This is a genomic window from Chitinophaga dinghuensis (assembly GCF_003259435.1).
GTDB lineage: Bacteria > Bacteroidota > Bacteroidia > Chitinophagales > Chitinophagaceae > Chitinophaga > Chitinophaga dinghuensis.
The window spans coordinates 322035-347095 of the sequence record NZ_QLMA01000007.1; the positions used below are offsets into that span (position 1 = coordinate 322035).

Annotated in this window: 20 protein-coding genes; 11 read left to right on the forward strand and 9 right to left on the reverse strand. The window is 46.2% G+C overall.

Translation table 11 applies throughout. The features are described from left to right. Positions 1 to 2: 2 nt before the first annotated feature. Together CLV59_RS21155 and CLV59_RS21160 are read left to right on the forward strand one after the other, a co-directional pair. Entirely contained in the window at positions 3 to 236 is a 234-nt protein-coding gene (locus CLV59_RS21155) for a carbohydrate-binding module family 14 protein (RefSeq protein WP_111594069.1), read from the forward strand. An 87-nt stretch (positions 237 to 323) separates the two neighbouring features. Then, positions 324 to 2507 (forward strand): outer membrane beta-barrel protein, encoded by a 2184-nt coding sequence (locus CLV59_RS21160; RefSeq protein WP_170137853.1) that lies wholly within the window; start codon positions 324 to 326, stop codon positions 2505 to 2507. A 69-nt stretch (positions 2508 to 2576) separates the two neighbouring features. Here the strand turns inward: CLV59_RS21160 and CLV59_RS21165 are convergent, their stop codons facing one another. The 4 genes from CLV59_RS21165 to CLV59_RS21180 are packed head-to-tail and all read right to left on the reverse strand — an operon-like array spanning position 2577 to position 5219. After that, a complete protein-coding gene (locus CLV59_RS21165) occupies positions 2577 to 2999 on the reverse strand; it encodes an Ohr family peroxiredoxin (RefSeq protein ID WP_111594071.1) in 423 nt (140 codons plus the stop codon). A 51-nt stretch (positions 3000 to 3050) separates the two neighbouring features. Further along, the gene (locus CLV59_RS21170; protein WP_170137854.1) at positions 3051 to 3803 is read right to left on the reverse strand and encodes a DUF1223 domain-containing protein; all 753 of its coding nucleotides are present in this window, start codon (positions 3801 to 3803) and stop codon (positions 3051 to 3053) included. Between the two features lie 20 nt (positions 3804 to 3823). Continuing rightward, positions 3824 to 4288, reverse strand: a complete 465-nt coding sequence (locus tag CLV59_RS21175; protein ID WP_111594073.1) for a hypothetical protein — start codon at positions 4286 to 4288, stop codon at positions 3824 to 3826. A 7-nt stretch (positions 4289 to 4295) separates the two neighbouring features. Beyond that, positions 4296 to 5219 carry a heme-binding domain-containing protein gene (locus CLV59_RS21180; protein WP_170137855.1) on the reverse strand — a complete coding sequence of 308 codons (924 nt, stop codon included), beginning with the start codon at positions 5217 to 5219 and terminating at the stop codon, positions 4296 to 4298. 256 nt (positions 5220 to 5475) lie between these two features. Here CLV59_RS21180 and CLV59_RS21185 point away from each other — a divergent pair, with 256 nt between their 5' ends. Then, on the forward strand, positions 5476 to 6498 hold the full coding sequence (locus CLV59_RS21185) for a sensor histidine kinase (protein ID WP_111594075.1): 1023 nt from the start codon (positions 5476 to 5478) through the stop codon (positions 6496 to 6498). Then, positions 6479 to 7240, forward strand: coding sequence for a LytR/AlgR family response regulator transcription factor (locus CLV59_RS21190; protein WP_111594076.1), 762 nt, complete (start codon positions 6479 to 6481; stop codon positions 7238 to 7240). The genes CLV59_RS21185 and CLV59_RS21190 overlap by 20 nt, the downstream gene beginning before the upstream one ends. Positions 7241 to 7285: 45 nt before the next feature. Here CLV59_RS21190 and CLV59_RS21195 read toward each other — a convergent pair whose 3' ends face one another. Then, positions 7286 to 8041 (reverse strand): C1 family peptidase, encoded by a 756-nt coding sequence (locus CLV59_RS21195; protein WP_111594077.1) that lies wholly within the window; start codon positions 8039 to 8041, stop codon positions 7286 to 7288. Positions 8042 to 8235: 194 nt separating this feature from the next. On the opposite strand from CLV59_RS21195, the gene CLV59_RS21200 reads away from it, so the two are divergent. Further along, positions 8236 to 8811: a Crp/Fnr family transcriptional regulator gene (locus CLV59_RS21200; RefSeq protein ID WP_111594078.1), complete on the forward strand. Its 576-nt coding sequence runs from the start codon at positions 8236 to 8238 to the stop codon at positions 8809 to 8811. A 76-nt stretch (positions 8812 to 8887) separates the two neighbouring features. Here CLV59_RS21200 and CLV59_RS21205 read toward each other — a convergent pair whose 3' ends face one another. Both CLV59_RS21205 and CLV59_RS21210 read right to left on the reverse strand, forming a co-directional pair. Next, on the reverse strand, positions 8888 to 11254 hold the full coding sequence (locus CLV59_RS21205) for a hypothetical protein (protein ID WP_111594079.1): 2367 nt from the start codon (positions 11252 to 11254) through the stop codon (positions 8888 to 8890). Between the two features lie 90 nt (positions 11255 to 11344). Continuing rightward, on the reverse strand, positions 11345 to 12412 hold the full coding sequence (locus CLV59_RS21210; protein ID WP_111594080.1) for a serine hydrolase domain-containing protein: 1068 nt from the start codon (positions 12410 to 12412) through the stop codon (positions 11345 to 11347). A 120-nt stretch (positions 12413 to 12532) separates the two neighbouring features. Here CLV59_RS21210 and CLV59_RS21215 point away from each other — a divergent pair, with 120 nt between their 5' ends. The 5 genes from CLV59_RS21215 (at position 12533) to CLV59_RS21235 (ending at position 21326) form a co-directional block, all read left to right on the forward strand. Continuing rightward, positions 12533 to 15151, forward strand: a complete 2619-nt coding sequence (locus tag CLV59_RS21215; RefSeq protein WP_111594081.1) for a glycoside hydrolase family 2 protein — start codon at positions 12533 to 12535, stop codon at positions 15149 to 15151. Between the two features lie 52 nt (positions 15152 to 15203). After that, the gene (locus tag CLV59_RS21220) at positions 15204 to 15860 is read left to right on the forward strand and encodes a GDSL-type esterase/lipase family protein (protein WP_111594082.1); all 657 of its coding nucleotides are present in this window, start codon (positions 15204 to 15206) and stop codon (positions 15858 to 15860) included. Between the two features lie 127 nt (positions 15861 to 15987). Beyond that, the gene (locus CLV59_RS21225) at positions 15988 to 17316 is read left to right on the forward strand and encodes a sensor histidine kinase (RefSeq protein ID WP_111594083.1); all 1329 of its coding nucleotides are present in this window, start codon (positions 15988 to 15990) and stop codon (positions 17314 to 17316) included. A 329-nt stretch (positions 17317 to 17645) separates the two neighbouring features. After that, on the forward strand, positions 17646 to 18764 hold the full coding sequence (gene cfa, locus CLV59_RS21230; RefSeq protein ID WP_111594084.1) for a cyclopropane fatty acyl phospholipid synthase: 1119 nt from the start codon (positions 17646 to 17648) through the stop codon (positions 18762 to 18764). Between the two features lie 48 nt (positions 18765 to 18812). Beyond that, positions 18813 to 21326, forward strand: coding sequence for a cation-translocating P-type ATPase (locus CLV59_RS21235; protein WP_111594085.1), 2514 nt, complete (start codon positions 18813 to 18815; stop codon positions 21324 to 21326). A 69-nt stretch (positions 21327 to 21395) separates the two neighbouring features. On the opposite strand, the gene CLV59_RS21240 is transcribed toward CLV59_RS21235, so the two are convergent. Together CLV59_RS21240 and CLV59_RS21245 are read right to left on the reverse strand one after the other, a co-directional pair. Then, a complete protein-coding gene (locus CLV59_RS21240; protein WP_111594086.1) occupies positions 21396 to 22652 on the reverse strand; it encodes an outer membrane protein assembly factor BamB family protein in 1257 nt (418 codons plus the stop codon). A 152-nt stretch (positions 22653 to 22804) separates the two neighbouring features. After that, positions 22805 to 24028, reverse strand: coding sequence for an MFS transporter (locus CLV59_RS21245; protein WP_111594087.1), 1224 nt, complete (start codon positions 24026 to 24028; stop codon positions 22805 to 22807). A gap of 96 nt (positions 24029 to 24124) precedes the next feature. Here CLV59_RS21245 and CLV59_RS21250 point away from each other — a divergent pair, with 96 nt between their 5' ends. Beyond that, on the forward strand, positions 24125 to 25060 hold the full coding sequence (locus CLV59_RS21250; protein WP_111594088.1) for a LysR family transcriptional regulator: 936 nt from the start codon (positions 24125 to 24127) through the stop codon (positions 25058 to 25060). The last annotated feature ends 1 nt before the right edge of the window (position 25061 follow it).

Genomic DNA, 25061 nt, shown 5'->3' on the forward strand with positions numbered 1-25061 from the left:
CCATGAAAAAAATGTTCCTTGGCGCAACCGCCGTCCTGCTGACATTAGCCGCTATCGCCGCTCCAAAAAAACCATGCTCTGAGCCAGGTGAAATCATCGCTGATAATACCTACTGTGAAATCTTTTACATCTGTGGTGCTGACTTATACCCAGAGAAATACTACTGCCCAATAGGCCTGGTATTCAACGAAACAAAAAAAGTTTGTAACCTGCCTGCTGAAGGCGGTTGCGAATAATGCAACACTACCCGGAGACAACAGTCTCCGGGTATTTTTTATATAGGTTTTTAAATGGGGCACGGACCTGCTTCCAAACTATCATATATGACGAAATTTCCATCCACTAAAGTCTGCCTGCGGATGATGCTATGTTCCTTTCTTACCATCACTATTCTGTCTGTTGCTGCACAACAACCAGCTAATCCTATACCAGTAAAAGATACCAGCACTGCTACACCCAAAGAAAAACAATTAAAGGAAGTGCAGGTAAGCGCCCAGGCCGTTTATGTAAAACAAACTGCATCCACCATCTCCATTGACCTCTCCCAAATAAAAGAAGCAAAATTATGGACGCTGGCAGATGCATTGAAACAACTACCAGGCATTACCATTGATGATAAAGGCGTTATACTGTATGGCGGAAAACCTATTGCACTGAAGTTGAACGGTTTTGTCAATCCTGCACTGGCACGAACGATGCCAGACAAACTATACGCTCAGATGGCAAATACCTACAGTAATATCACTATTCAACTGCACGACCTCCGCACAGAACAACCCACCCTGGACCTTACACTCGCGCCGCCAAAAGAGGACGGATTTTCCGCCTCCATAGGAGCAGACCTGTCCACACTAAGAATGGGTGTAGACGGCAGCGCCACTGTGCGCACCGGCCGCAACCTGTTTGGTATCACCAGTAATTATGGCTACAGTCGCCCCCCAGGAATAGAAACGGCAGCTGATGTTGTATATTTTAATAACCCCACCAGACTTTCAAACAGCAGTAAACTATTATCAGGCAATGGAAGTCAGGCTTCCTTTTCCTTTTCAGATAATTTTCAGTTCTCAAAAAGGCATACCATCAATATTGACGGACAATATTCCGGCATAACAGATACCCGTGAAGAAAAGTCCGGTGTAACAGAATACCGATCAGACACGATCACCCGCCAAACTACATCTTTTCGTAACAGTACTACCAAATGGCCGGACAATGCCTCATTCGGAGGGCGTGTGGCCTATGTATGGAAACTGCCAGCTACAAAAGGTGGCGCCAGCAGGCGACTGGATCTTTCTGCTGAATATACGGAGAATCGCACCGCCAGAAACGTTCAGCTAATGAGTGAAGTAGGGAAGGGGGTCGCCAGCCCAATGGATGATTACAGCCAGGAAACCAGTAACAAGAACAAAGAGCAATATTACTTCGGGAACTTTGGCATAGACTACAAGAAAGCAGGGAAGCTGGATATTGCTGCTAAATATTTTATCCGTAACTATGAGGATTTCCAGTTGATGGACTTCCTCAAAACAAACGCGCCAGCTGCAAAACAGGAAAATTCCAATACCTACAATTATGCTGCAGCACTGATCAGCTTTGAAAAACGAGTGACCGAAAAGCTTTCGGGTCGTGTAGTGCTGAAAATGGATTACAACGATAACAGTTTGAATAATACCGGCGAACACTTTTACTCTTCCGGTTTCCAGCCATACTTGTCACTGATGTACATCATCCGCCCCGGACATAGTATTCGGTTGGAATCTGAGTACACCAAACAACGGCCACCCCTATACGCACTTACCTCAGTGAAAGAGATCTTTAACAATGGCTACTCTGTCAGAGTAGGAAATCCATACCTGAAACCAGCTAACACAATTACCGCCAACCTCAACTATGCGGGGGAAATCGGCAGAAAGAGGCTGATGGTTGATCTGAAATATTATCATACCGCCAATGAATTGGATAATTACAGCTACGCAGTGGATTCCATTCAATACCTGACTTACACTAACCTGAAAGGTGTGAATGGCGCTTATTCCAGGGCTGCCTACTCTTTTTCTTTATTCAAACAGGTAGCTGCTACATTGTCCGGATGGGTAGAGTATAACGGTTTCCGCGATCAGCAGAATATAAAGAGCAATGCATTTTCCCGTGGCGCCGGCATTTCGTTTATGTATATGCACAAATTAAACTGGCGGTTGATGCTGACCACGGATTACTCCAAGAGAAATGCATATCAGCGGGAAGGATATGATGCTTTCAGAACCATGTTGATGGGGACTTATTCCCGACGGAAGTGGCGTTTTACAGGTACGCTGACCAATCTGCAACAGCCTTGGTTTACGTCATCAACGGGAACAGTGACCAATAGTTATTACAGCTTTTCCACCATGCGTATGCAAAACTATGATATCAGGATCGGCGCTAACTATACTTTGGGTAAGACGCTCCGTTCCGGCGAAAAAGGAAAAACAGTCGATAAAAACGACCTGGGTAATTTACAGAAATAAGCATTACACTATAGCAGAAGAGCCAGGATCCTAGAGGGCCTGGCTCTTTCTATTCATAAAAATGGTTGGTTAAACCAGGTGTATGTCTACTGGTATAGCATGTTTCACCGCTTTTGAATAAGGACAGGTATTATGGGCTGCTGTAATCACTTGCTGCGCCAACTCTCTGTCCATTCCTGGCAGTTCTACGTATAGCCTTGCCTGTAAGCCAAAGCCATTTTCAGAAGTAGCCAGATCAACTTCAGCATTCACGGCGGTTGCTGCTGGTAATTTAGTACCGAGGGACTGCGCTGCAATGCCCATGGCGCCAATAAAACAAGCTGACCAGCCAGCAGCCAAAAGTTGTTCTGGATTGGCGCCTTTGCCGCTGCCTGGTAACCCGAGTTGAATCTGCAATTGTTGATCGTTGCTGATGGCCATACCTTCGCGGCCGCCCGTAGTACGTGTTTTACCGGTATACAATATCTTCGTATTTGTTGCTGTTGTTTGCATGATAATTGAATTTAAATGAGAGGATGAAATTATTATGTAAATAGACTGATGTCAATTGTTAAGATTTGCTTTCCCGGCAGCAATGATTTTCCCATCGTTATTACGCTGTACAAACCCGATCAACTCCCAGTCTTGTTTGTTAAAATCGCTGGGCGTAGCTACCTGCATGCTGCTGGATTTCCCTGGATCAACAGTGATAAGCTGCCTGACAATTTGTACATGTGATAACTTTCTGCCAGCATTTTCGCCAGCCCTCACATTGCGCTGTGCATGTTTCTGTACCAGGGCAAGGATTAAACGGGTGTTTTTTTGTGGAGACACGGAGGACCACGATACAGAGAGGCCTTTCGGATCATCAATGGCCTGAAGGTGTAATGCCTCCTGCGGATTTGCATCCAAAGCCTGGTGGATAGCAAAAGTGATATTGTTTACATCGGAACCCACGAATTGACTCTTGCCGTTCACCACTATCTGTGGCGTATATACGGTATTAAGTCGCAGCCATCCAGCGTATTCAGACTGCCGCTCAGAAAAGGTATGCTGACTGAAACTGTCTTTCCAACCCTGATGATCCCAGTAGTCGACATGGTAGGCCAATAGATACAACTGTTTGCCATTACTTTCCTGTTCCAGCCTTGCCAGCAGTTCATCGGCAGGAGGACAACTGGAACAGCCCTCAGAAGTAAAAAGTTCTACCACCGCAAAGCCCTTGGCATTGTTTGTATTTGTGAGCAACGGACCAGATTGACAGGCGCCGAGCATAGTGTAAGCAGATAAGAGAATAGAGAAGATCAGCGTTTTCATATAGTTGTTAGTTTTATGCATTAGTAAGGATCGCATGGATACCATGCGCGGTCTAATGTTTGTATAAAAGCAGTTCTGGTAGCAGCGTCTGTTGGCGTATATGCGTCTTGGTTATATACTTCTATGGAGTAGGTGGGCGCTTGTCCGCCGGCAATAGCCGCCATATTTACCGTTTCCACCCGTAACAGCTCTCCGTTGATGTAACTGCCAAACCGGGCTTTGTTATCCTGTTCCCGGTAAGTCGCCAGTTTATATAGTTCCTGCGGCCGGTGAATACCATTTTTCTGCAAATGAAAATCCATAGCCGCTTTATTGCCATAAAGCATGGCCACTTCATGGTCCTTCTCATTGATGATGGTGGTAATAACCTGCATGCCACTGTCGTTGAACGCGAAAGGACGTATGACGGGCATTTCTTTTTTGGTGGTGCAACTCGCGATAAAAAGGGCTAATGCTGCAACAGCGATGATGGGTATAACGCGCATGACTATATTAATTTAAGGTGGATAGATCAAAGATGCCGCCGGTTTTATCTGCCGCTTTATGGCAGGAGGCGCAAGACTGTGCAGTGAGCAATGTGCCTGCTGGCTTGAGCGCTGGCGTTTCAAACTTCGCGTAACCCCAGCCGTCAGTGTCGGCATACAGCGAAGCATTTCGAACCATATATTGCACATTTAAAAATTTTCCGGGTTGTATATACCCATTTTTATCCCTCACTTTTTCCCATACCACTTTAGCGATGATAGCGCCGTCGGGCCATGGATGGATATTGTTTTCCCGGATGGCCTGCATAGCAATAGGATTGGCATACATGACACGCATAGTGGTATTGTCGAACCGGGAAGTAGTACTCATCACTTGCCAGTGTCGGAACTCCGGCATAAAGCGTATACCCGTAGGCGCTATAGGTAAAGGAGCAGATATGGATGTCGTATTTGTTTGAATGGTATCTGCCTTTTCCGCAGTGACCACTTTACGCTTAGTGAGCAGAAACTGCCGCAGGGTACTCAGTTCGGCGGTACTCACCTTCGCATCACGGTGCAAAGCTGCATAGGCCGGTAACGGCATTGTGCCGGAGTTGATCATATTGTAAGCCTCCCATAACAAGGCATCCTGGTCTCCTCTGGACAGTTTATCCCATTCTGAAAAATTAAGATGCTGACGTGCTGCCAGTATATCTTTTTTCACCATAGCGGCCACTCCAGGGAGCCGATCGAACCATTGCAGGTTGGCGGTATTGGAATGGCAGGGATAACATGCACGTTCAAAGATGGCTTTCACTTCCGCTGGAGCCTCCAGATCGCCGGTAACAGGCGGGTTGTCGACTACCTTATTAGTAAAAGACATGGCAGCCGTTACTGTAGCAAGGATGCCTGCGGAGATGCTGATGATTTTGAGCCGGTTAGTAATTTTCATATGCCGAAGTATTATGATGCAAATAGACAGATTGTTAACTCCCCATGGAAATGGAATACCCTGTATCCGGCAAATTGCCCCGTGAATCGGACAGATTCCTGCATGAAGGGAAAAAGGGGATTTCCGGGCTCTATACCCCATGATTAAGGTAAATGCCGGGATCAGCGGCGATATTGTCTGTTTGGGGCCGTAAATGGCCGGAGTGGCCCCTTATTTATGACCAGAGAAGGTGAAATACGATTATCTTTGGCTCGCTATGAAGAAAAGTAAATCGTTTAAAATTTCGGGCAGCATCATATGGTTAAGCTCCTTGTTTCTGGGGGTGATTGTTTCCTTGCCCAGTCTGATCCAGCATCAGTACAATTTATACGAGGTCATAGCGAATTCAATTATCACGTTTATTTTCTCCCTGTTTGTATGGTATTTCAATATCTATACCTTACCAGTCTATACCTCTAAAGAGATCGCACGCGGATTTGCTATTTATCCGTTGGTTCGGAACCTACTGGTAGGAGTGGCGGTGATGTTTCTGCTGTCCTACATCCAGCAACAGATACTTACGCATATCAACTTCGGTCCGGTGATGCTGATGTTTGAAGTAAGAGGTGTACTGATCAATCTCACTTTTTATATGTTCATCCACCTGTTGTATCAAACTTATCAGAGCCAACAGGTAAGCATTGAACTGGAACGCAGTAAGATGGACAATCTCGCGGCGCAGTTCGAACTGTTACGCCAACAGGTAAACCCACATTTTCTGTTCAATACGCTGAATACCCTCAAGTATATGGTGGAAAGCGGCGATGAAAATAGCGTGGATTTCATCCTGAAGCTGTCCGACTTCTACCGCTTTACCTTAGAGAACAGAAAACTGGATCTGATCCGGATGTCGGAAGAATTGAAAATTCTCCAGGCATATATTTACCTGCTGAAAGCCCGCTTTGAACAAGGGTTTGAGGTGCATCTTCAGGTGAGCGACAAGCATAAGGCTTCCGCTGTACCTCCTTTTACGCTTCAACTCCTGGTGGAAAATTGTATTAAACACAATATTGTCGCGCCGAATAAAACATTGCAGGTGAGTATTTATTCAGAAGGCGACTACATTGTTATAACGAATAATGTACAGCCAAAGATGACACCGGAAACCTCCACCGGACTTGGACTGGAGAACATTAACGAACGATATCAGCAACTGCTCGGGAAGAGCATTGAAATCTTACCAGATTATAAAACTTTTACTGTAAAACTCCCCGTAATCGATGAGGATAGTAATCATTGAAGATGAAATAAAGGCGGCAAAGTCGCTGGCAGGGCTTATAGCGAAGATCCGCCCGGAAGCGACAGTGGAAACAATGTTACATAGTATAGAACAGGCGGTGGAATATTTAAACAGTAATCCTCCGCCAGATCTGTTGTTTATGGATGTACAATTGTCGGATGGCCTGTGTTTTGAAATATTCCGCCAGGTGAACATCAGCAGCCCTGTGATATTCTGTACTGCCTTTGGCGAATACTCCATGGATGCTATTAAATCCAACGGGGTGGACTATCTGCTGAAGCCTTTTTCCGTAAACGATCTGGAGGCCGCATTCGCAAAAATGGATAATCTCCGGAACTTCTTTCAGCAGAAAGAAAAATCAGACTGGATGGAACTCATCAAACGGCTAGATAAACCCGAAGGGAAAACCAGTTTTCTGATATTCCATAACAACAAATACATCACTGTTCGCACAGAGCAGATTGCCTACATTTATATCAAGTATGATGCGCCATACCTGGTTACTTTTCAGCAACAGAAATACATCATCTCACAGACGCTGGAACAGTTACAGGCACAATTATCTCCCATACAGTTCTACCGGCTTAACAGGCAGTATTTAATCAATTTCGACGCTATCAGGGAAGTGGAACATTATTCCGGCAGAAAACTAGCTATTCAACTTGCCGTACCTACAGAAGAACAACTGACAGTAGGGAAAGATAAGATGACGCATTTTTTGCAGTGGATGGAAAATAGGTGATGGCGCACGATAGCATTTACAGATAAAGTAAATACGGAAAAAGTTTTATAAAGAGATGACGTAAGTGGCTCTGATTAGTTTTAGCATATCGGAGTATTTTACGTATCCAAAGCCATGGTCGCCGCCCCAATCGGCATAATTATTCTTGATCAGAAAGGAACCTCCATTCCGGTGCTCGTCATATCCAAGGATACAAACTACGTGATTTGCTTTGGTTTCTACTTTCTCATAGTGCTCAGGAAATACAGCATCTGCAACCCTGTTTGCATGAAAGAACGGCGTTTGATAGATAGCCGCCACTACCGGTAATTTTTGATCTATTGCCCCTTTAATTTTTTCAATATGTTCCACCGCTATGCTAGAATCTGTACCAAGACAGGTGAAATTGTTTATTTTGAATGAAGGGTAATTGCTTTCAACACCTGGTAGTTTTGTGCAGGCACAGATATAAGGGAATTCTTTCATGCGGAAGGTGCCGTACTTTTTAAGTGTTTCGAGTGCGATATCCGCCCCTACATTCAGGCCGCATCGGTTAAAAATACGTCGCAAGCCTCTTTTGTCAGCCTTCATTCTGGAGGCGATATATCCATAGGAGAAGGCAGTAAACCCACTATCGGAAGCATGAAAGCCATTAGCAGCATTGTATTGTGTAGATAATGCCGAATATACAGTGGCGTAAGAGGCGCAGGTAGCGTTTACTTGCGCTAATTCGAAAGGACAGTATTCACGTAATGAAGAGGATTGCGCAAAAGATGTTTGAAAACCGATGGCGACTGCTACAGCAAGGAGTAAAGATTTCATCAAAATGAATTTTGTTTTATTGGGAGTTAATGGAATAGTGTCAACAGTTTTTTAAATCATTGAGGTTAAAACGATCATGCCTGTTTGAATAGGCAAAGTGGAAGGTAGATAATATTTCTGAAAATGAAAATTGGTCTTGCTAAGTCTGTCCTGATTATTTTTTAACTTGCCTCCGTAACCATCATCACTATATTATGTCAGACCATGCGGATATCCTGGCCATGTTCTCTTCTTTTTACCCAATATCGGCGGCCACTTTCAGTGAAGTAGAAAAGCTGTTCGATCACCGGACCAATAAAAAAAATGAGATCATTCTGCCTGTAGGGAATGTTCCGCAGTACTATTATTTCCTGCAGAAAGGATTATGGGAATATTTTTATCTCGCTGATAATGGCGATAAAGTCATCAAACGTTTTTTCCAGGAAAACAGTTTTGTGGCCTCTACTGCCGCGCTGATCCAGCAAGCTCCGAGTGTATTCGGCATCTCCTGCCTGGAAACGGGCGCTTATATACGCGTGCCGGCGAAGCCTTTCCGGGAACTCATGATGACCAATACAGAGCTGATGAAATTTCAGATTGCATATCTGGAAAAGAAGTGGGTGGTGGAAAAAGAACCACTGGAGATCAGCCTGAAATATGAAACTGCGGAAGACCGATACCTGCAATTTATAGCCGAACATCCAGATCTGATACCACGGCTTAAACTGCACCATATCGCGTCTTATCTCGGTGTCACGCCCACGCAATTAAGTCGCATCCGAAAACATTGATTGTAATGCTGCTAATAAAAAGAAGCTGACCCAATGGTGAGTTGAATCAGCTCCTTTGCCTGCTTTGTAAAACAAACTATCCTCTCCTTGGCCTGCCGCCGCCACCGCCGCTTCTGCCGCCACCACCGCCACTTGGCATGGATCTCTGCACAGGCGGAGTACTGAAATTCTGCTGCCGCATGCCTCCACGATCTCTTTGCATCTGCATCCGGTTTATATTTTGCTGTTGTGGAGATGGTACCGTCCTCCAGCCATTATCCTGCCTTTGCTGCCAGCCGTTATTTTGTCTCCTGTAAATATTTCCATCTCCGTCAGACATGATGTTATTATTTTGTCCACGACTAGGTCTCGCTTCGGGCCTTGTCTGCGGCAACCGGTTATTATTGGATGGCGCGCCAGGATTCGCATTGCCAGGTAACCGATTGCCGGGCGTTACGTTATTGCCCGGATTAACGTTACCGGGTACACGACTCGGCCGGTTATTATCGCCGGGACTAACATTACCGGGTAAACGATTATTATTGCCTGGAAGATTAGCATTTCCTGGCAGCCGGTTGTTATTCCCCGGCAACCTGTTGTTGCCACCTGCATTCGGTACCCGTGAAGGTCTGTCCATTGTTTGGATATTCACCCTGTCACGATAAAGATTATTACTGATGCCTGGCCTTCCCGGCGCTATATTCCCTGGCCTCACAGGTCGGGTGGCATTAATAGGTCGGTTGTAATTGATATTAGGCCTGTTGATACTCCAATGCGGCCTGCCATAATAGCCGCCATTATAACCCCAGGGCCTAAACGGAGGACGATATAATGGTGGGCCCCACCAGCCGCCAAAATAACCTCCACTCCAATACCGGAAATTCATCCAGCCAAAGTTAAAAGTCCAGCCAAAACCCAGACTCCACCCATACCAGGGATTATAACTAACGCCAAAACCCCATGTCAACGGGCGAGGGAAATACAGTGGTCCCCACCATGGACGATATCTCCAACCAGTTCCCCAAACCACCGTAGGGCCATAAACATAACAGTTAAGATATCCTGGCGTATACCCCGTATAGATATAATCCGGCGTCACTTCATAGATGTACACATATTTCGTGTTGTAAGCCTCGCTGGTAGCCGGAATATTGTCCACATCTGCTGGCCGGTCTGTACTGATCTCCCAAGGTCCTTGCGGAGAGCCGCTGGTAAACCAAACCCCGTTGTCTACCGCCCAATACCGGTTGCCCGACATCAATACGGTAAGATTACTATTGACTGCCATAGAAAGATTCGTTCCCTGAATCGCTTCAAACTTCGGCGTTCCGTCATAGGTCACAGTAGTACTCGCACTGGCCCTGTCTACCTTGGCGGTCTGCGGTATCTCGGCATCCGTGATGGCCTCTTCTGCGGCAGGCGTCCCCGCTACGCTGGCTAATACGCCATCTTTCTCCGAACCATCCGGTATCTTTGCAAAATCCGGCGGCAGCTCATCGCTCGGAACATAAGTCCATGGCCCGTTTAAAGAGGCGGATTTGTACCATCGGCCAGCCAGTAATACATAGGTCTGGTTGTCGTTGATGTTCTTGAATATATCTTCGAGCGAATTATCCGCATATAGGAGAGAAGTGCCCTGTACATTTTTGTAGGTAATCGGCCCATCTGTTTGAATCAATTCCGCAGGTTCTGTACGTACAATCACTTCCAACGGAATAGGATTGCTCACTTTCTGCAAAGAATCATTCTTTTCTTTTGACTTCAAATCCGCGTCTATAGCCTGTATAGTGGCTGGCAGATTCCTGTTCACCACATAGGCCCCTTTTACATTATTGGAACTATACCAGAAATTACCGCCATAGAGATAATATCTTTTGTCTGTAGGATTTTGCACAATCAGGTTAGGACTATTAACCACTCGCTGCATATGCAGATCCTTGTCTTCCTGTAGGCGCGGTTCTCCATCCATAATCACCAACATAGAAGGCTTGGTGCGATAGATAATTTCCGGTGGCTTATTGTTCAGATTCATATCCCGTACCTGCTGCTCAGAACGAATGGAAGTCAGCAATTCATCCAAAGACATCGTCAGATCCCATTTCGGTATCTCCGATTCTAATAAGTTGGATACCTGCATCAGCTTGGGGTTGTCCTTGATATCTGGAATTTTAATACGGGATACGTTCAGGGTTTGCAGGGTGGCAGTGCGACTACCTTTATCCGTATTCAATTGTGCATTGGCCCAGAATACCCCGAATATCGGTTCTGATTTAGCCGTTTCCCTCACGGAAACGGGTGCACGAAGAAAGAGATTGCTCCCTTGCAGGTTCTCGGGCTGGGGCTGATAAATAGTGACTTTGCCTCCGCCATTGAGCGGTATCTCCTTCGGCCATCGCGTGTCCTCCTGTGCCCATACGGATAAGCTAAAGAGGCAGCATACCAACAACATGAAATAATTTCGCATGACTGGAATGTTAACTGGTTTAGACAGGCAAACCGGCCACATGCCGCTGCCTTTTCTACATAACACCAGTGGCCGCTCGATGGTTGATATTTAACGAAGAGTTTGGTCCGCCAGTTGCTCCAACGCTATATAACGCTCATTACGCCCTTCCTGCTGAAAGTAAAAGGTGAGCAGAAAACCGGCATAGTGTTTTTCCTTATTCACCCACGGAAAACTGCCAAACAAGCCAGGACTCGTTACCGTATGCGTACCTATTGTCCACTCGCCGTAGCCGTAGCCGAATTGATTAGCGCCCGCCGGTGAGAAGGCAATACGAATATCCGGCGTGATACGATTCACCTGCATCACAGCAACACTCTCTTCGCTGAGTATACGCTTTCCCTCATATTCGCCTTTATGTAATATCATGGTGAGAAAATGCATATAATCTTCCGGGGTACTATTCCCGCCACCAGCAGGTTCGGGCACTGCCGCATCCCCGAAATCCGTATCCGGCATGTTCAGGGGAATACTAATACGATTTTTGAACAGCGTCCTGAAATCGCTGCCACTGATTTTTTCAATGATAGCCGCCGCTATTTGTAACCCGATACTACTGTAATGAAAGACAGTACCTGGTTTTCCCTCCATGTCCAGCGTCGCAATATTTGCAATCACTTCATCCATACTGCCCATACGCGCCTGTTCTTTGAAGCCTTCCCGGATAGGAGGGGCTTTGATACCTGTCAGATGAGAAAGACACTGACTAATGGTAATATTTCCCTTGCCATGTTGAGAGAGTACCGGCAACCAGGTACCAACGGTATCGGCTAGATGAAGTTTACCCTCATCCACGAAAGTCATTACCAGCGCAGCACTGAGCCACTTGCTGCAACTCGCCACCGGAATTTTGGAATGAATAGTAAACGGCGTCAGATCAGGCGATTGTCCAAACATCCTCCCCATCATCCGTAAACCCATTTTCTGCCGCCCATTGAGCTGTCCGGCACTCCTGGAATAAACGATCTTACCATCTTTGTAAAGAACCAGATAAGCTCTGCCACCCATAATCGGCGCATTTTTATCCAGCCATTGATCCAGCTGTTTAAAATCAGTCTGTGCCAGCGCAAAGAAGGGGAGCAGCATTACTGTAAACAGTAGTAAGAAGTAGGGGCGCATAGAAAAACATTTGAGGATTAAATTTATCGCGTATTTTGTAACCGAACCATATGCAGGAGCTAGCTTGCAGATGGATATTTGTTGCTAAGGTGATGTATTTTTTGTTGGTAAAATAATTTTATGACGCGAAGATTATTGCTATCAGGACTGCTGCTATGTACGGCAGGAAGTCTTGCCGCCCAGGATCAGTATGAACTCAACAGTGAATGGAAATCCCTTCCCATCAAGGAGGTGAAGATGGATGGAAACAAACTCTCTCTCCCTGCTACTGCACTGAAAAACTGGGAACCCGCTACGGTTCCGGGTACGGTGCTGACCACCATGTTAAACAATAAGCAGGTGCCAGATCCATTCTATGGGATGGATAACAAGAAAATTCCCGATATCTTTCATACAGGCCCGGAATATTATACCCGTTGGTTTGTAAAGGATTTTAGGGAGATGCCACCCGCTACAGACGGCCAGGTCTGGCTCCATTTCAGAGGTGTAAACGATGGATGCGATATCTATATCAACGGAAAAAAAGTAAATGCAACAACGCACCACGGGGCCTATCTGCGCCAAACCTACAATATCACCGCATTTCTCGCCAAGGATGGCCACAACCGACTGGCTGTAATCGTATATCCGGCAGCGTTTCCCGGCGATCCTAACGGAGGCCAGGGCGGCGATGGTACCATCGCCAGAAATGTAGGCCCGCAGTACACCGCAGGGTGGGACTGGATTCAACCTATGCGCGACAGAAATACCGGCATCTGGGATAAAGTTACTATCGAAAAAACAGGAGCCGTACGTATCCTCGATCCGCATATCGTTACTTCTGTACCAGGCATCCGCCAACCAGACGGACAACAAGCGCCTGCCATCCTCCATGTACAGGCTACCCTCCAAAACCCTACTGCTAACGCAATCTCAGGTAAACTTAAATATCAGCTTGAAGGTAAATCGATTCAGCAAGAGGTAACCCTTGCTCCTAAAGGATCTGCAACAGTAGTTCTTCCGGATCTTACCCTAGAAAATCCACGCCTCTGGTGGCCTGCCGGCTACGGTCCGCAGCACCTCTACCAGCTGCCGCTGGAATTTATCACCGACGGTAAAATAAGCGACAGGGAAGAGGTAGAATTCGGTATCCGGGAAATACAAACCGCCTGGAACACGCATACACGCAGCCGCGAAGTCCTCGTAAACGGCCAGCGTATCTTCATCAAAGGCGGTAACTGGATCACATCCGATGCCATGTTCCGATTCTCTAAAGAACGCTATGATGCGGAAATACGATTCCACCGGGATATGAACCTTAACCTGATACGCATCTGGGGCGGCAGCCTCACCGAAAGACCAGAATTCTTCGAAGCCTGCGATAAATACGGATTGCTGGTGTTCCAGGATTTCTGGATGTCGGGCGACTGTAACGGCCGCTGGCTGGACCCTCAGAAAAAAGACGACCAGTGGACCCGTCGCCAGTATCCGAACGATCATAACCTGTTCCTCGAAAGCGTGGCAGACCAGGTAAAGATGCTCCGTAACTATCCTTCCCTGGCATTCTGGTGCGGAGGAAATGAAATCACGCCGCCACAAGATATTTTAGCAGCGATGAAAGACAGCATCCTCCCTAAACTGGACGGCGCCCGCTATTTCTTCGATTACTCCAACTCCGATAGCATGTCCTATAACTTTATCGGTGGCAACGGAGATGGCCCGTATGGTATCCAAACGGTAGCACACTTCTGGGAAGACCGCACCTTCCCCTTCAATTCAGAAGTAGGTTCCGTTGGAGTAGGAGACCTCGTCTCCCTGCAACGTTTCCTTCCAAAAGAAAACCTGGTGGCGCCCGACTTTTCAAAGAAATTCGTAGACAGCATCTGGGACTATCATAAATACATCGGGTATAATAACAGCATCGATCCGTACGGTACACCCAAAAATCTGGAAGACTGGGCCAACAAAGCGCAACTGGTCAACTATGACCAATACCGCGCCCTGATGGAAGGGTTTAGCGCCCATATGTGGGATTGGTACACCGGCGCTATCATCTGGAAAACACAAAACCCATGGACAGCCTTACGTGGACAGATGTACGATTATTACCTGGACCCCAATGCTTGCCTCTATGGCCTCCACAGCGGCAGCAAACCTCTCCACGTAATGTACAATCCGGTAGAGAAAATGGTGATGATCGTAAACAATACCTTCGCCTATCATCGCGATCTGATGCTCGAAATCAACGCCTATGATATGGCAGGAAAACAAACGTCATTAGGACAACTCTTCGTGGAAGCAACGCCGGGTTCCGTACAAAAACACGTAGAACTTAAAACAATCGTTGATAAACTGAAATCGCAGAAAGGTATCTTCCTTTCCCTCCGCCTGCGCAACCTTCAAAAAGAAATAGTAGACGATAACTGCTACTGGCTCACAGATGCAAACGGTAACTATAGCGGCTTACAGGAAATGAGTACAGTTAAACCAACGGTAACGGCTACACGTAAATCAGGAGAGGTGGTTGTAACCGTGTCTAATCCTACCGGCGGCCCACTGGCTTTCTTCAACAGGATTTCCCTGCTGGACGCCAGTTCCAAAGAACGTATCCTGCCGGTATTCTATTCCGATAACTATATCACGGTACTGCCCGGAGAGAAAAAGGAAATCGTGATCAGCGGAGAAAAAGCAGCCACCAAAAATACAGTCGTGGAAATATTTGGTCATAATGTAAATAAACAACTGGTAGAGATTAAATAAAAAAATATAAGTGAATTTTTTATTTTGTTTGCCAATCAACCGATGTCACGTTATGAAAAAATGGTTATTCGTACTGCTGTTGGCAGGCATTTCTACGCAACTGGCCCTGGCACAGGAGAAGCCAAGGTTCTGGGATGATGTACAAGTCATCAAAGCCTGGGATAAAATTTATTATCCGCCGGAACATCCGGTATTGTTTATCGGAAGTTCCTCCATCCGGGTATGGCATGATGTGGAACGCACTTTTGCAGCTTATACGGCGATGAATCGCGGTATAGGCGGAGCAGTTATTAATGATATTATTTTCTATTTAAATGATATCGTTTTGCCTTACAAGCCTAAACAAATTGTCATTTATGTAGGAGATAATGATATTCCGGAAGCGCCTGCCGATACCATACTGAGCCGTACAAAAGCACTACTGGAAGGGATTCGCGCGAAAATGCCGGAAGTGCCTATCCTGTACATGTCTATCAAGCCCAGCCCTTCCAGAGCCAAGTGGTTAGACAGGGTGAAAGACGCGAATACGCTGATTAAAAACTATATCGCTACGCAACAAAAGATGCGCTTTGTCGATATATGTACACCCATGCTGGACACGAAAGGAAATGCCCGTCCAGAGCTATTCCGCAACGATATGCTGCACATGAATAGTAAAGGATATGATATCTGGAAAAAAGCAATCGCTCCCTACCTTATAAAAGGTTAACAATTTGTTCTATAGCCCGGGAATTCTCCGTTCCCGGGCTTTTTGTCTCCCTGTATTCAATTCTTCAGATTACAATAAACTGCTATACCAGCGCAGCATTAAAAAATCAGGGTATATTTGTACCCCTATGCTCAACAAACTGCAGAAATTCATATACGATAAAATGAAGGATTATGCCAATGCCATCGTGAATTATGGCGTTTCCCCAGGCATGCCTTTTATCGAAGTAAGGAGAACTAAGTTGTTGAACCTGCTGGCACTTCCTTGTATTCCTTTCATGTTCTTCTTTGCAGTGTTGAATGTGATCCAGGGAAGATACCTGCTCTCTTTCATGAATCTGATTACGACCTTCGGATCTGTCATGTTGTTATTCCTGCACCATCGCCGCCGCTACCTCTGGGCAAGATTGGTGCTGATTGTTTGCAGCTCCTGTGCCTTTGCTTTTACAGGATTCTTTTATCATAACGGAGCAGAATATTTCCTGTTTAATATGATGATTATTGTGGCTTTGGTCTATGATAATAAATGGGTAATCCTGATATCATCGCTGATACTTATATCCGCTTTTCTGGGAATCGTATACTTTCCCCAAAGCATACCAGGAATATCGCCGGTGCCAGAGGAAAGAGTATGGTTGAATGCGGGAACAGCCCTGATATTCCCAATGGTGGGACTTACCTTTTTCAAATATATTCAGGAAGATTATCAACGGGAAATTGAAGCGCAACAACAGTCGCTTCAGAACATGAACAAAGACAAAGAGAAACTATTTTCCATCGTGGCACATGATGTAAGGAGTCCCCTTGCTACGCTGGAAGTCCTGCTGGATATGTTTCTCAAAGGAGAATACCCGGAGAAGGATATGAAGGAAGCAGCAGAAGTGCTGCATGAAAAAGTATCTCAACTTGGTGGCTCTCTGGATAATATACTACGCTGGAGTAGTCGCAGTATGAAAGGTATTCAGTCATTGCCCGAATCATTTCCGCTGTTGCCACTCATGACGGAAGTACTCTATTTTTTCCGACTCAACATCCTCCAGAAAAATATTACCGTGGATATGAAGGTCCCGGAAGCCCAAACGCTGTATGCCGACCGTGATCAGGTGTCGGTTATCCTCCGAAACTTTCTCAGTAACGCTTTGAAATTCTCCTATGCCGGTGGGCGCGTAACGATCGAAACCAGGGTAGAGGAAGACAAGCTGGCCATTACCATCCAGGATGAAGGAACGGGTATGACGCCAAAACAAGTGGCCGACCTTTTTTCCTATAATCAACATCCTGAATACGGTACCAACGGTGAAAGGGGTACGGGGTTAGGTCTGGTGTTATGCCGGGAGTTTGCCCAACAAAACAGCGGAAGTATTATGGTAGACAGCCTGCCCGGGAAAGGCACCAGCCTCACTATTCTCCTGCCTGCATTTGGCCCCTACGATGAGGACGATGAGTTATTCAATTAAAGGTAATCTTTACACTTATAAGAATTTATTCTCCATAATTATTACTTGATATTCATTTTTTTAGTAGTTTCGGACCCTTAAAAATTATAGTTGTTCTATACAACAGGAACAACGTTTGAAAATATAGATTTTGCTTATGAGGTAGACGGGCCGGACTTTATTCTTATTACCGGCCCCTTAATAACTACCTTGCCTATACGATCTGCCCCATTTTCCAATTTCCCTCTTTGCGGCAACCTGATGTCAGTTGCTCCCCTTACATTTGATAGAGCTGAAATAAACTTTTGGCAACGGCAGGTGTTAACCACTTGATGTAACGCCACTACAGTATGGAAAGCAGCAAAAATATGGTATCCAAACTCCTGAACTCCGCAGGAATACATGTCAATGGCAACCAGCCTTGGGATATCACCGTTCATAACGACCATTTCTACCCCGGAGTACTCAAACATGGCTCTCTGGCCCTCGGTGAATCTTATATGGCCGGATGGTGGGATGCCCCGCGCCCGGATGAAATGATTAACCGCATTCTCTCCGCCAAGCTGGAAGATAAAATCCGCGGCAGCTGGCAGCTGAAAAAAGATATTCTGCTCTCGCGCATATTCAACTTCCAACATCCGGAACAGTCCTTTAAAAATGGTCGCAAACACTACGATTTGGGAAACGACCTCTTCGAAATCATGCTCGACAAACGCATGACCTATACCTGCGCTTTCTGGGAAAATGCGAACAACCTGGATGAAGCACAGGAAAACAAACTGGACCTTACCTGCCGGAAACTCCATCTGAAGCCAGGTATGCGCGTGCTGGACATCGGATGCGGATGGGGAAGTTTTGCCAGATTTGCTGCAGAGAGATACGGCGCCCACGTTACAGGCATCACCATCTCTGAAGAGCAGGCGGAGCTTGCCAAAACACGATGCGCAGGACTCCCCGTAGATATTCGGGTAATGGACTATCGCAGCATGAACGAAAAGTTTGATGCCATTGCTTCCCTGGGCATGTTCGAACATGTGGGCTATCGTAACTATCACGCCTATATGCAAATGGCCCGCCATTGCCTGGATGATAACGGTCTTTTTCTACTACATACCATTGGCGGCAACAAATCGCACTCCATGGCCGATCCATGGCTGGATAAATACATTTTCCCACATGCCAATATTCCTTCCGTTTCACAAATAGGAAAAGCAATGGAAGACTTTTTCGTGATGGAACACTGGCAGAATTTCAGCACCAACTACGATCAAACCCTGATGGCCTGGTACCATAACGTGAACGATAACTGGGATGAACTGGCAGATGATTACGATGAAGTATTCCGCCGCATGTGGAACTATTATCTGATGTCCTGCGCCGGCTCATTCCGCGCCAGATTCAGCCAGTTGTGGCAAGTGGTACTGTCGCCGAACGGTGTTCGGGGCGGGTATAAAATTGCGGCCGACTAGCGGAAATGATTACCTTCATTTTCATTAATCTACCCTTAACCTCGATATATGGCGGATCAAAGGAATATCCCGGATCATATCAAAGGTCTGGACGACGCAGCTGTCCTGGAATCCCGACAACAGAACGGCCCCAATGAATACGCTACAGCAGGCAAAAGTAAATGGCTGGAAATACTCCTGGAACTGCTCTCTGAACCCATGCTGATTCTGCTGATTGCAGTGACTATCATCTATTTTATGCTAGGTGAAACCAGCGAAGCCTATTTTATGCTGGCAGCCATCGTTCTGGTATCCGGCATTTCCTTTTACCAGGAAGGCCGTAGCAACAAAGCGCTGGCAGCACTGAAGAAAATCAACCAACCATTGAGCCTAGTCGTACGAAACGGAAAAATCATCAGCATTCCTACTGCTGAAATTGTGGTAGGAGACGTGATGGTAGTGGAAGAAGGCAATACCATTAACGCCGATGGCTATGTGCTGCATGCAAACGACTTCTCTGTGAATGAATCCGCCCTTACCGGTGAAGCCTATACGGTGTTTAAATCTGCCGATGGCGATAAACAATTGTTCAGTGGCACCCTCGTTGCCTCAGGATTGGCTTTCGCCCAGGTAGAACAGGTGGGCGCTCAGACGAAAATAGGTCAGTTGGGTACCGCTATTCTGACTATAAAAGATGAACCTACGCTATTACAAAAACAAATTAATGCCTTTGTAAAAGGCATGGCCATTATTGGCGTGGCAGTATTCCTGGCCGTATGGGGATATAACTTTTATCAAAGCGGCAGTTTGATGGATAGTCTGCTCAAAGGACTGACCCTCGCAATGTCTATACTGCCGGAAGAAATTCCTGTTGCCTTCACTACGTTTATGGCGCTGGGAGCACGCCGACTCATGCAACTCGGCATCATCGTGAAGAAAGTACGTACAGTAGAAGCGTTGGGTAGCGCCACCGTCATCTGTACAGATAAAACAGGCACGATTACAGAAAACAGTATGCAGCTGCACGATGTTTATGCCGCTGAAAACAATACCTTATACGATAGTAAAAACTGGGAAAACGATACGGCCAAAGCGATTATCAATATGTCCATGTGGGCGAGTGAACCGGTGCCATTTGATCCTATGGAGAAAACGCTGCATCATATCTATGGCCAACTCAATAAGCAAGACCTGCGCACCGAGTTCAGCATTGTACATGAGTATCCATTAGGGGGCACACCGCCCATGATGACGCATATCTTCGAAGATAAATCCGGCAACCGCATCATTGCTGCCAAAGGTGCTCCTGAAGCAATATTAGCGGTTAGTCGTCTTTCTGATGAAATGAAAAAACAAATCAGCGATCAACAGCTGGAACTATCCAATCAGGGATATCGGGTATTAGGAGTGGCTACTGCTGATTTTCAGGGATATGATTACCCGGCACAACAACAGGAACTACCTTTTACTTTCATGGGCCTGATCACTTTCTACGATCCGCCAAAAGCCAATATCAAAGAGGTATTCGATAAATTTTATGATGCTGGCATTGTCGTGAAAATTATTACGGGAGATAACAGCGCCACCACACGGGCTATCGCTCAGCAGGCAGGGTTGCGGAATGCCGATGCTACCATAAACGGTAGTGAGCTCATGAAACTGGATGAGCAGGGGCGTCAGCAGCAAATGGAATCCGTTAATATATTCACCCGCATGTATCCGGAAGCGAAACTAGCTGCTATCAATGCATTGAAAGCAGACAATGAAATAGTGGCGATGACTGGCGATGGCGTGAATGATGGTCCTGCCCTGAAAGCGGCGCATATCGGGATTGCTATGGGCCGTAAAGGCACAGAAATTGCCAAACAGGCCGCCGCGCTTATTTTGAGTAATGATGACCTCAGCGGGATGGTAGACGCCGTTGCGATGGGCAGAAGGATCTATAACAATATACGCAGAGCTGTACTGTACATCGTCGCTATTCATATTCCTATCATTCTCACCGTATCGCTGCCATTATTCCTCGGTTGGCTGTATCCGAATATCTTCACGCCTATGCATGTGATTTTCCTGGAACTGGTCATGGGGCCCACTTGTTCGGTGGTATACGAAAACGAACCGATGGAGAAAAATACCATGAAAGTACCGCCCAGGCCTATGAATGAAACCTTTCTCAGCTTTGCAGAAATGGGTAGAAGTATTTTACAGGGATTGATCATTACGGCAGGTGTGCTCGGCGTGTATCAATGGGCTGTATCACAGGGATATTCCGAACCACTCACCCGCAGCATGGTATTTACTACCCTTATTATCGCTAATGTATTCCTTACTATGGTCGACAGATCAGCCTATTATTCTTTCATCACCAGTATGAAGAATCGCAATATGCTGATGGTGGGTGTGATCAGCTTTACGGTAGTGGTTACCGCCATTATGCTGTATGTGCCTGCTGTGGCTCATCTCTTTGATATCGATCCGTTGAATAGCCGGCATCTGCTGGTATGTGCCGGAGCGGGTTTCCTTAGCGTAGTATGGTATGAGGTGGTGAAATTCTTCAAAAGACAAAAACAGCCTTTGAAGTAAATCAAAGGCTGTTTTCGTATATACGTCATCGTTAAAAACCAAAGGTTCATCTCTCTGCAACTTCAAAGGCTATTTCAGTTCTATCGCATAGAGATTGCCATCTGTACTGGTGGCATACACTGTACTCTCCGCAATTACGGGAGCAGCTGCAAAGGGTCCCAGTTTATACAATTGATTCATAAACGCAACGGCGGTACTATATTTTTCCGGTGAAGCGCCTGCAGCTATTTTCATGAAACTGATATTGCCGCTATCTAATAATTGTCCTCCAAACTCCGTTCTACCTGGCGTATCAAATAAGGAAGTCGTTTGCCAGTTAGGAGTATTGATCAGGATTAGTCGGCCAGTGAAATCGCCATAGCAAAGGGTATTACCATATACTGCGGGCGCTCCGAAAACATAACCGCCCCCTTTGGTTTGCTTATGTGCTTCTCCGGTACTGGCATTGATATCCAGCATCAGATAGCTGTCGGACGTACCAACATACACATGATTGTCTACTACTACGACGGAACCAACCACCCAGGCATTGCCGGCGCTATGTTCCCATTTGCGTTGGCCGCTGTGTAAATCCAGCGCATACAAACGGGCATCTCTGGCGCCGATGTATACCGTATTTCCGGCTACCACTGGGGTCGACTGTATCCCTTCCAGTATGTGCGTCTTGGGGTCTTCCCCTGTTTTAAATTTCCAGATAAGTTTACCGCTTACTGCATCCAACGCATATACGTTGGTATCCCAGCTACCCACCACTACCATATTGTTACTATAGGCTACGCCGCCATGAACGGGGCCATTGGTTTTATATTTCCATACCTGCTTGCCGCTTTTGCGGTTCACGGCGTAGATACAGCTGTCGCTGCTGCCAAAGAATACATGCGCTGAATCAGTAGCGGGAGAGGAGAGATACAGGTCGTACTGGTCCTCCATATACATGGTTGCCGGTGTCATACCCAAGTACCCCTTGCTTCCTACTCTGCGTTCTCCTCCGGTCTGGAATTTCCATTGCAGCTTGCCATTGCCGGCATTTACAGCATAGTAGTGACCATCATAACTGCCAAAGTAAACAGTACTATCTGTTACCAGTGGATGGGTAGCAATACCAGCGCCCGTTTTGAATTTCCAATTCAATCGACCGTTGGTACGCTGTAAGGAATAGAGATGTCCATCCATACTGGCGGTAAGAATCGATTGCCGAAAGAGGGCAGGGGTGGTGAAAATCTTATCCTGTGTGCGATAAGTCCATTTGGGTTTTCCAAAATTTCGGAATTGGGCATGCGCCTGTTGTATCAACAGTAGCGACAGTACAAGCATCTTGTATTTCATAATGCGGAAAGAATTTGGGCTGAAACAAGATAGTGAAAAAATCTCCGAACTTCCAATACCGCTGGTAACAGTAATACGAATGATTATTGCAATAAAAAATTCAGGCAGAGACGGCACATGGTATTCTGATGTATCCGTGTCTGCCTAAACAATTATGCAACAGCCGTACCTTGCTGCTTGTAACTTATCACCGTTAATCCTGCTCCTATCAATACCATGATGGCGCCTATCCAAGGTGTAGCGCTTAATCCCAGCATAGGGGCAGCCACTACAGCGCCGCCTACATAAGAGCCAATAGCCACACCCAGATTGAAAGCGGAAATGTTTAAAGAGGAAGAAATATCTTCCGTTCCGGGTAAATATTTACCGGCCAGTTGCACAATGTATAACTGTAAGCCCGGTACGGTGGCGAAAGACATGCCTCCCATCAACAGCAGGGTAACTACTGCGCCTATACGATAATGCGCTGTAAAAGTGAAAGCCAGCAAAATAATAACCTGGTATAAAAATAAACGGATCAATACTTTCGCCGGATGATGATTACTGATTTTGCCTCCTATCACATTGCCCAACGCGATGGCCACGCCGTATACCAGCAATAGTATACTGACAGCGTTCGCCTGAAAACCAGTCACTTTCTCCAGCAAGGTGGCCAGATAAGTAAATACGACAAATGTACCGCCATATCCCAGGGCGGTAATCGCCAGTACCAGTAAAATATGCTTGTTCCTCAATACCTGCAGCTGATCTTTTAATTGCAGCGGCGCCTCCTGTTTTAAATTGGATGGCAACAACAGGGCGGTAGCAATGAGTCCGATTACCCCTAATACGGCCACGCCGCCAAAGGTTGCCCTCCAGCCTAAATGCTGGCCTATATAAGTGCCTAATGGTACCCCCACAATGATGGCGACCGTCAGGCCCGCAAACATAATCGCAATAGCGGTGGCTTTTTTATCGGGAGACACGAGCGTGGCCGCTATTGTAGCCCCTACGCCGAAAAATACAGCATGGGCAAATCCTGATATAAACCTGGCCGTCAGCAACAGGCCGAAATTCGGCGCAAAAGTAGAGGCTATATGCCCCAGGATAAATAAGCCCATGAGGGATACCAACAATGGCTTACGAGGGATCTTAGTGGTCAGAGCCGTTAACAGAGGCCCGCCTATGGCCACTCCCAACGCATAGATACTCACCAGCAGCCCCGATGCGGATACGCTCACCCGCAAACTCTCCGCTATGGTCGGTAATATGCCTACCGCAACAAATTCCGTAGTGCCTATAGCAAACGCACTGATTGTCAATGCCCACAACGCTGCTGGTATGCGGCTGCCAGCCTTCTTGGATATGGGCGTTTCTATCGTTAATAACTGTTCCATGTACTTTTTTCGTTTTTGCTAATGCAAAGCTATTTTAGGTTCTTTGATTATCATAATTAGATAAATTGTACATTTGCATCAGAAAAATGATAGGTTATGTTATTGAATTTTGAATGGTTCCGTACTTTCAAAACCATTTATGAAACCGGCTCCCTCACCGCCACGGCCCAAGCCCTCTACGTTTCCCAGCCAGGGGTGAGTCTGCACCTCAATTCCCTCGAGTCTTATGTAGGCTATAAACTGTTTGACCGCACAGCCCGCAAAATGGTGCCCACAGAAAAAGCGAAAGTCTTGTATAACTACATCCTCGAAGCCGTCAACAGGTTGGAAGATGCGGAAGTACATTTTCATAAAACTTCAGAGGCCAACAAATCAAACATCTGTATTGGCATGTGCCTGGAAACATTCCAGTTTACCCTGGAACAGTATATTTCCACATTGCCTTTCAATATCAATATCAAATTCGGGGAATACCCGGACATGCAGCACGACCTGGACAATGGCCTGCTGGACCTCATTATTACGCCACAAAAAGGGAATCAGACCAATCTGGAGTACATTCCTTTTTCTAAAGAAAGAATTGTGCTGGTAGCAGGAGGGAAGCAGGATACGAAGGAGCTCAAAGCCCTGATCAAAGCGGGGAACATGCAGGATTTGGAAAACTGGCTGAAGGAACAAATCTGGTATACTACCGCTGCCGATATGGAAATCATGCGCAAATTCTGGTACCAGAATTTCAATAAGCATCCAGACTTCCGACCTAATTATATTGTACCCAATAAATGCTCGATTGTACGCTGTCTGAGCGATGGGAAAGGGTTTGCGGTAATCCCTGATTTCCTCTGTCGTCATGAACTGGATGCTGGAAAACTCAAACTGGCATGGATCGGCAACAAAGTGATGGAAAATACCCTTTACTTCGGTAAGCGTAAGAAAACAATGTATGGCAAGGAAATAGGTATGATTGAAGCGCTATTCATGGAACAAGCAGCTGCATTCTCCAATTCAGACGCTGAATCAGCACTGGTATAAA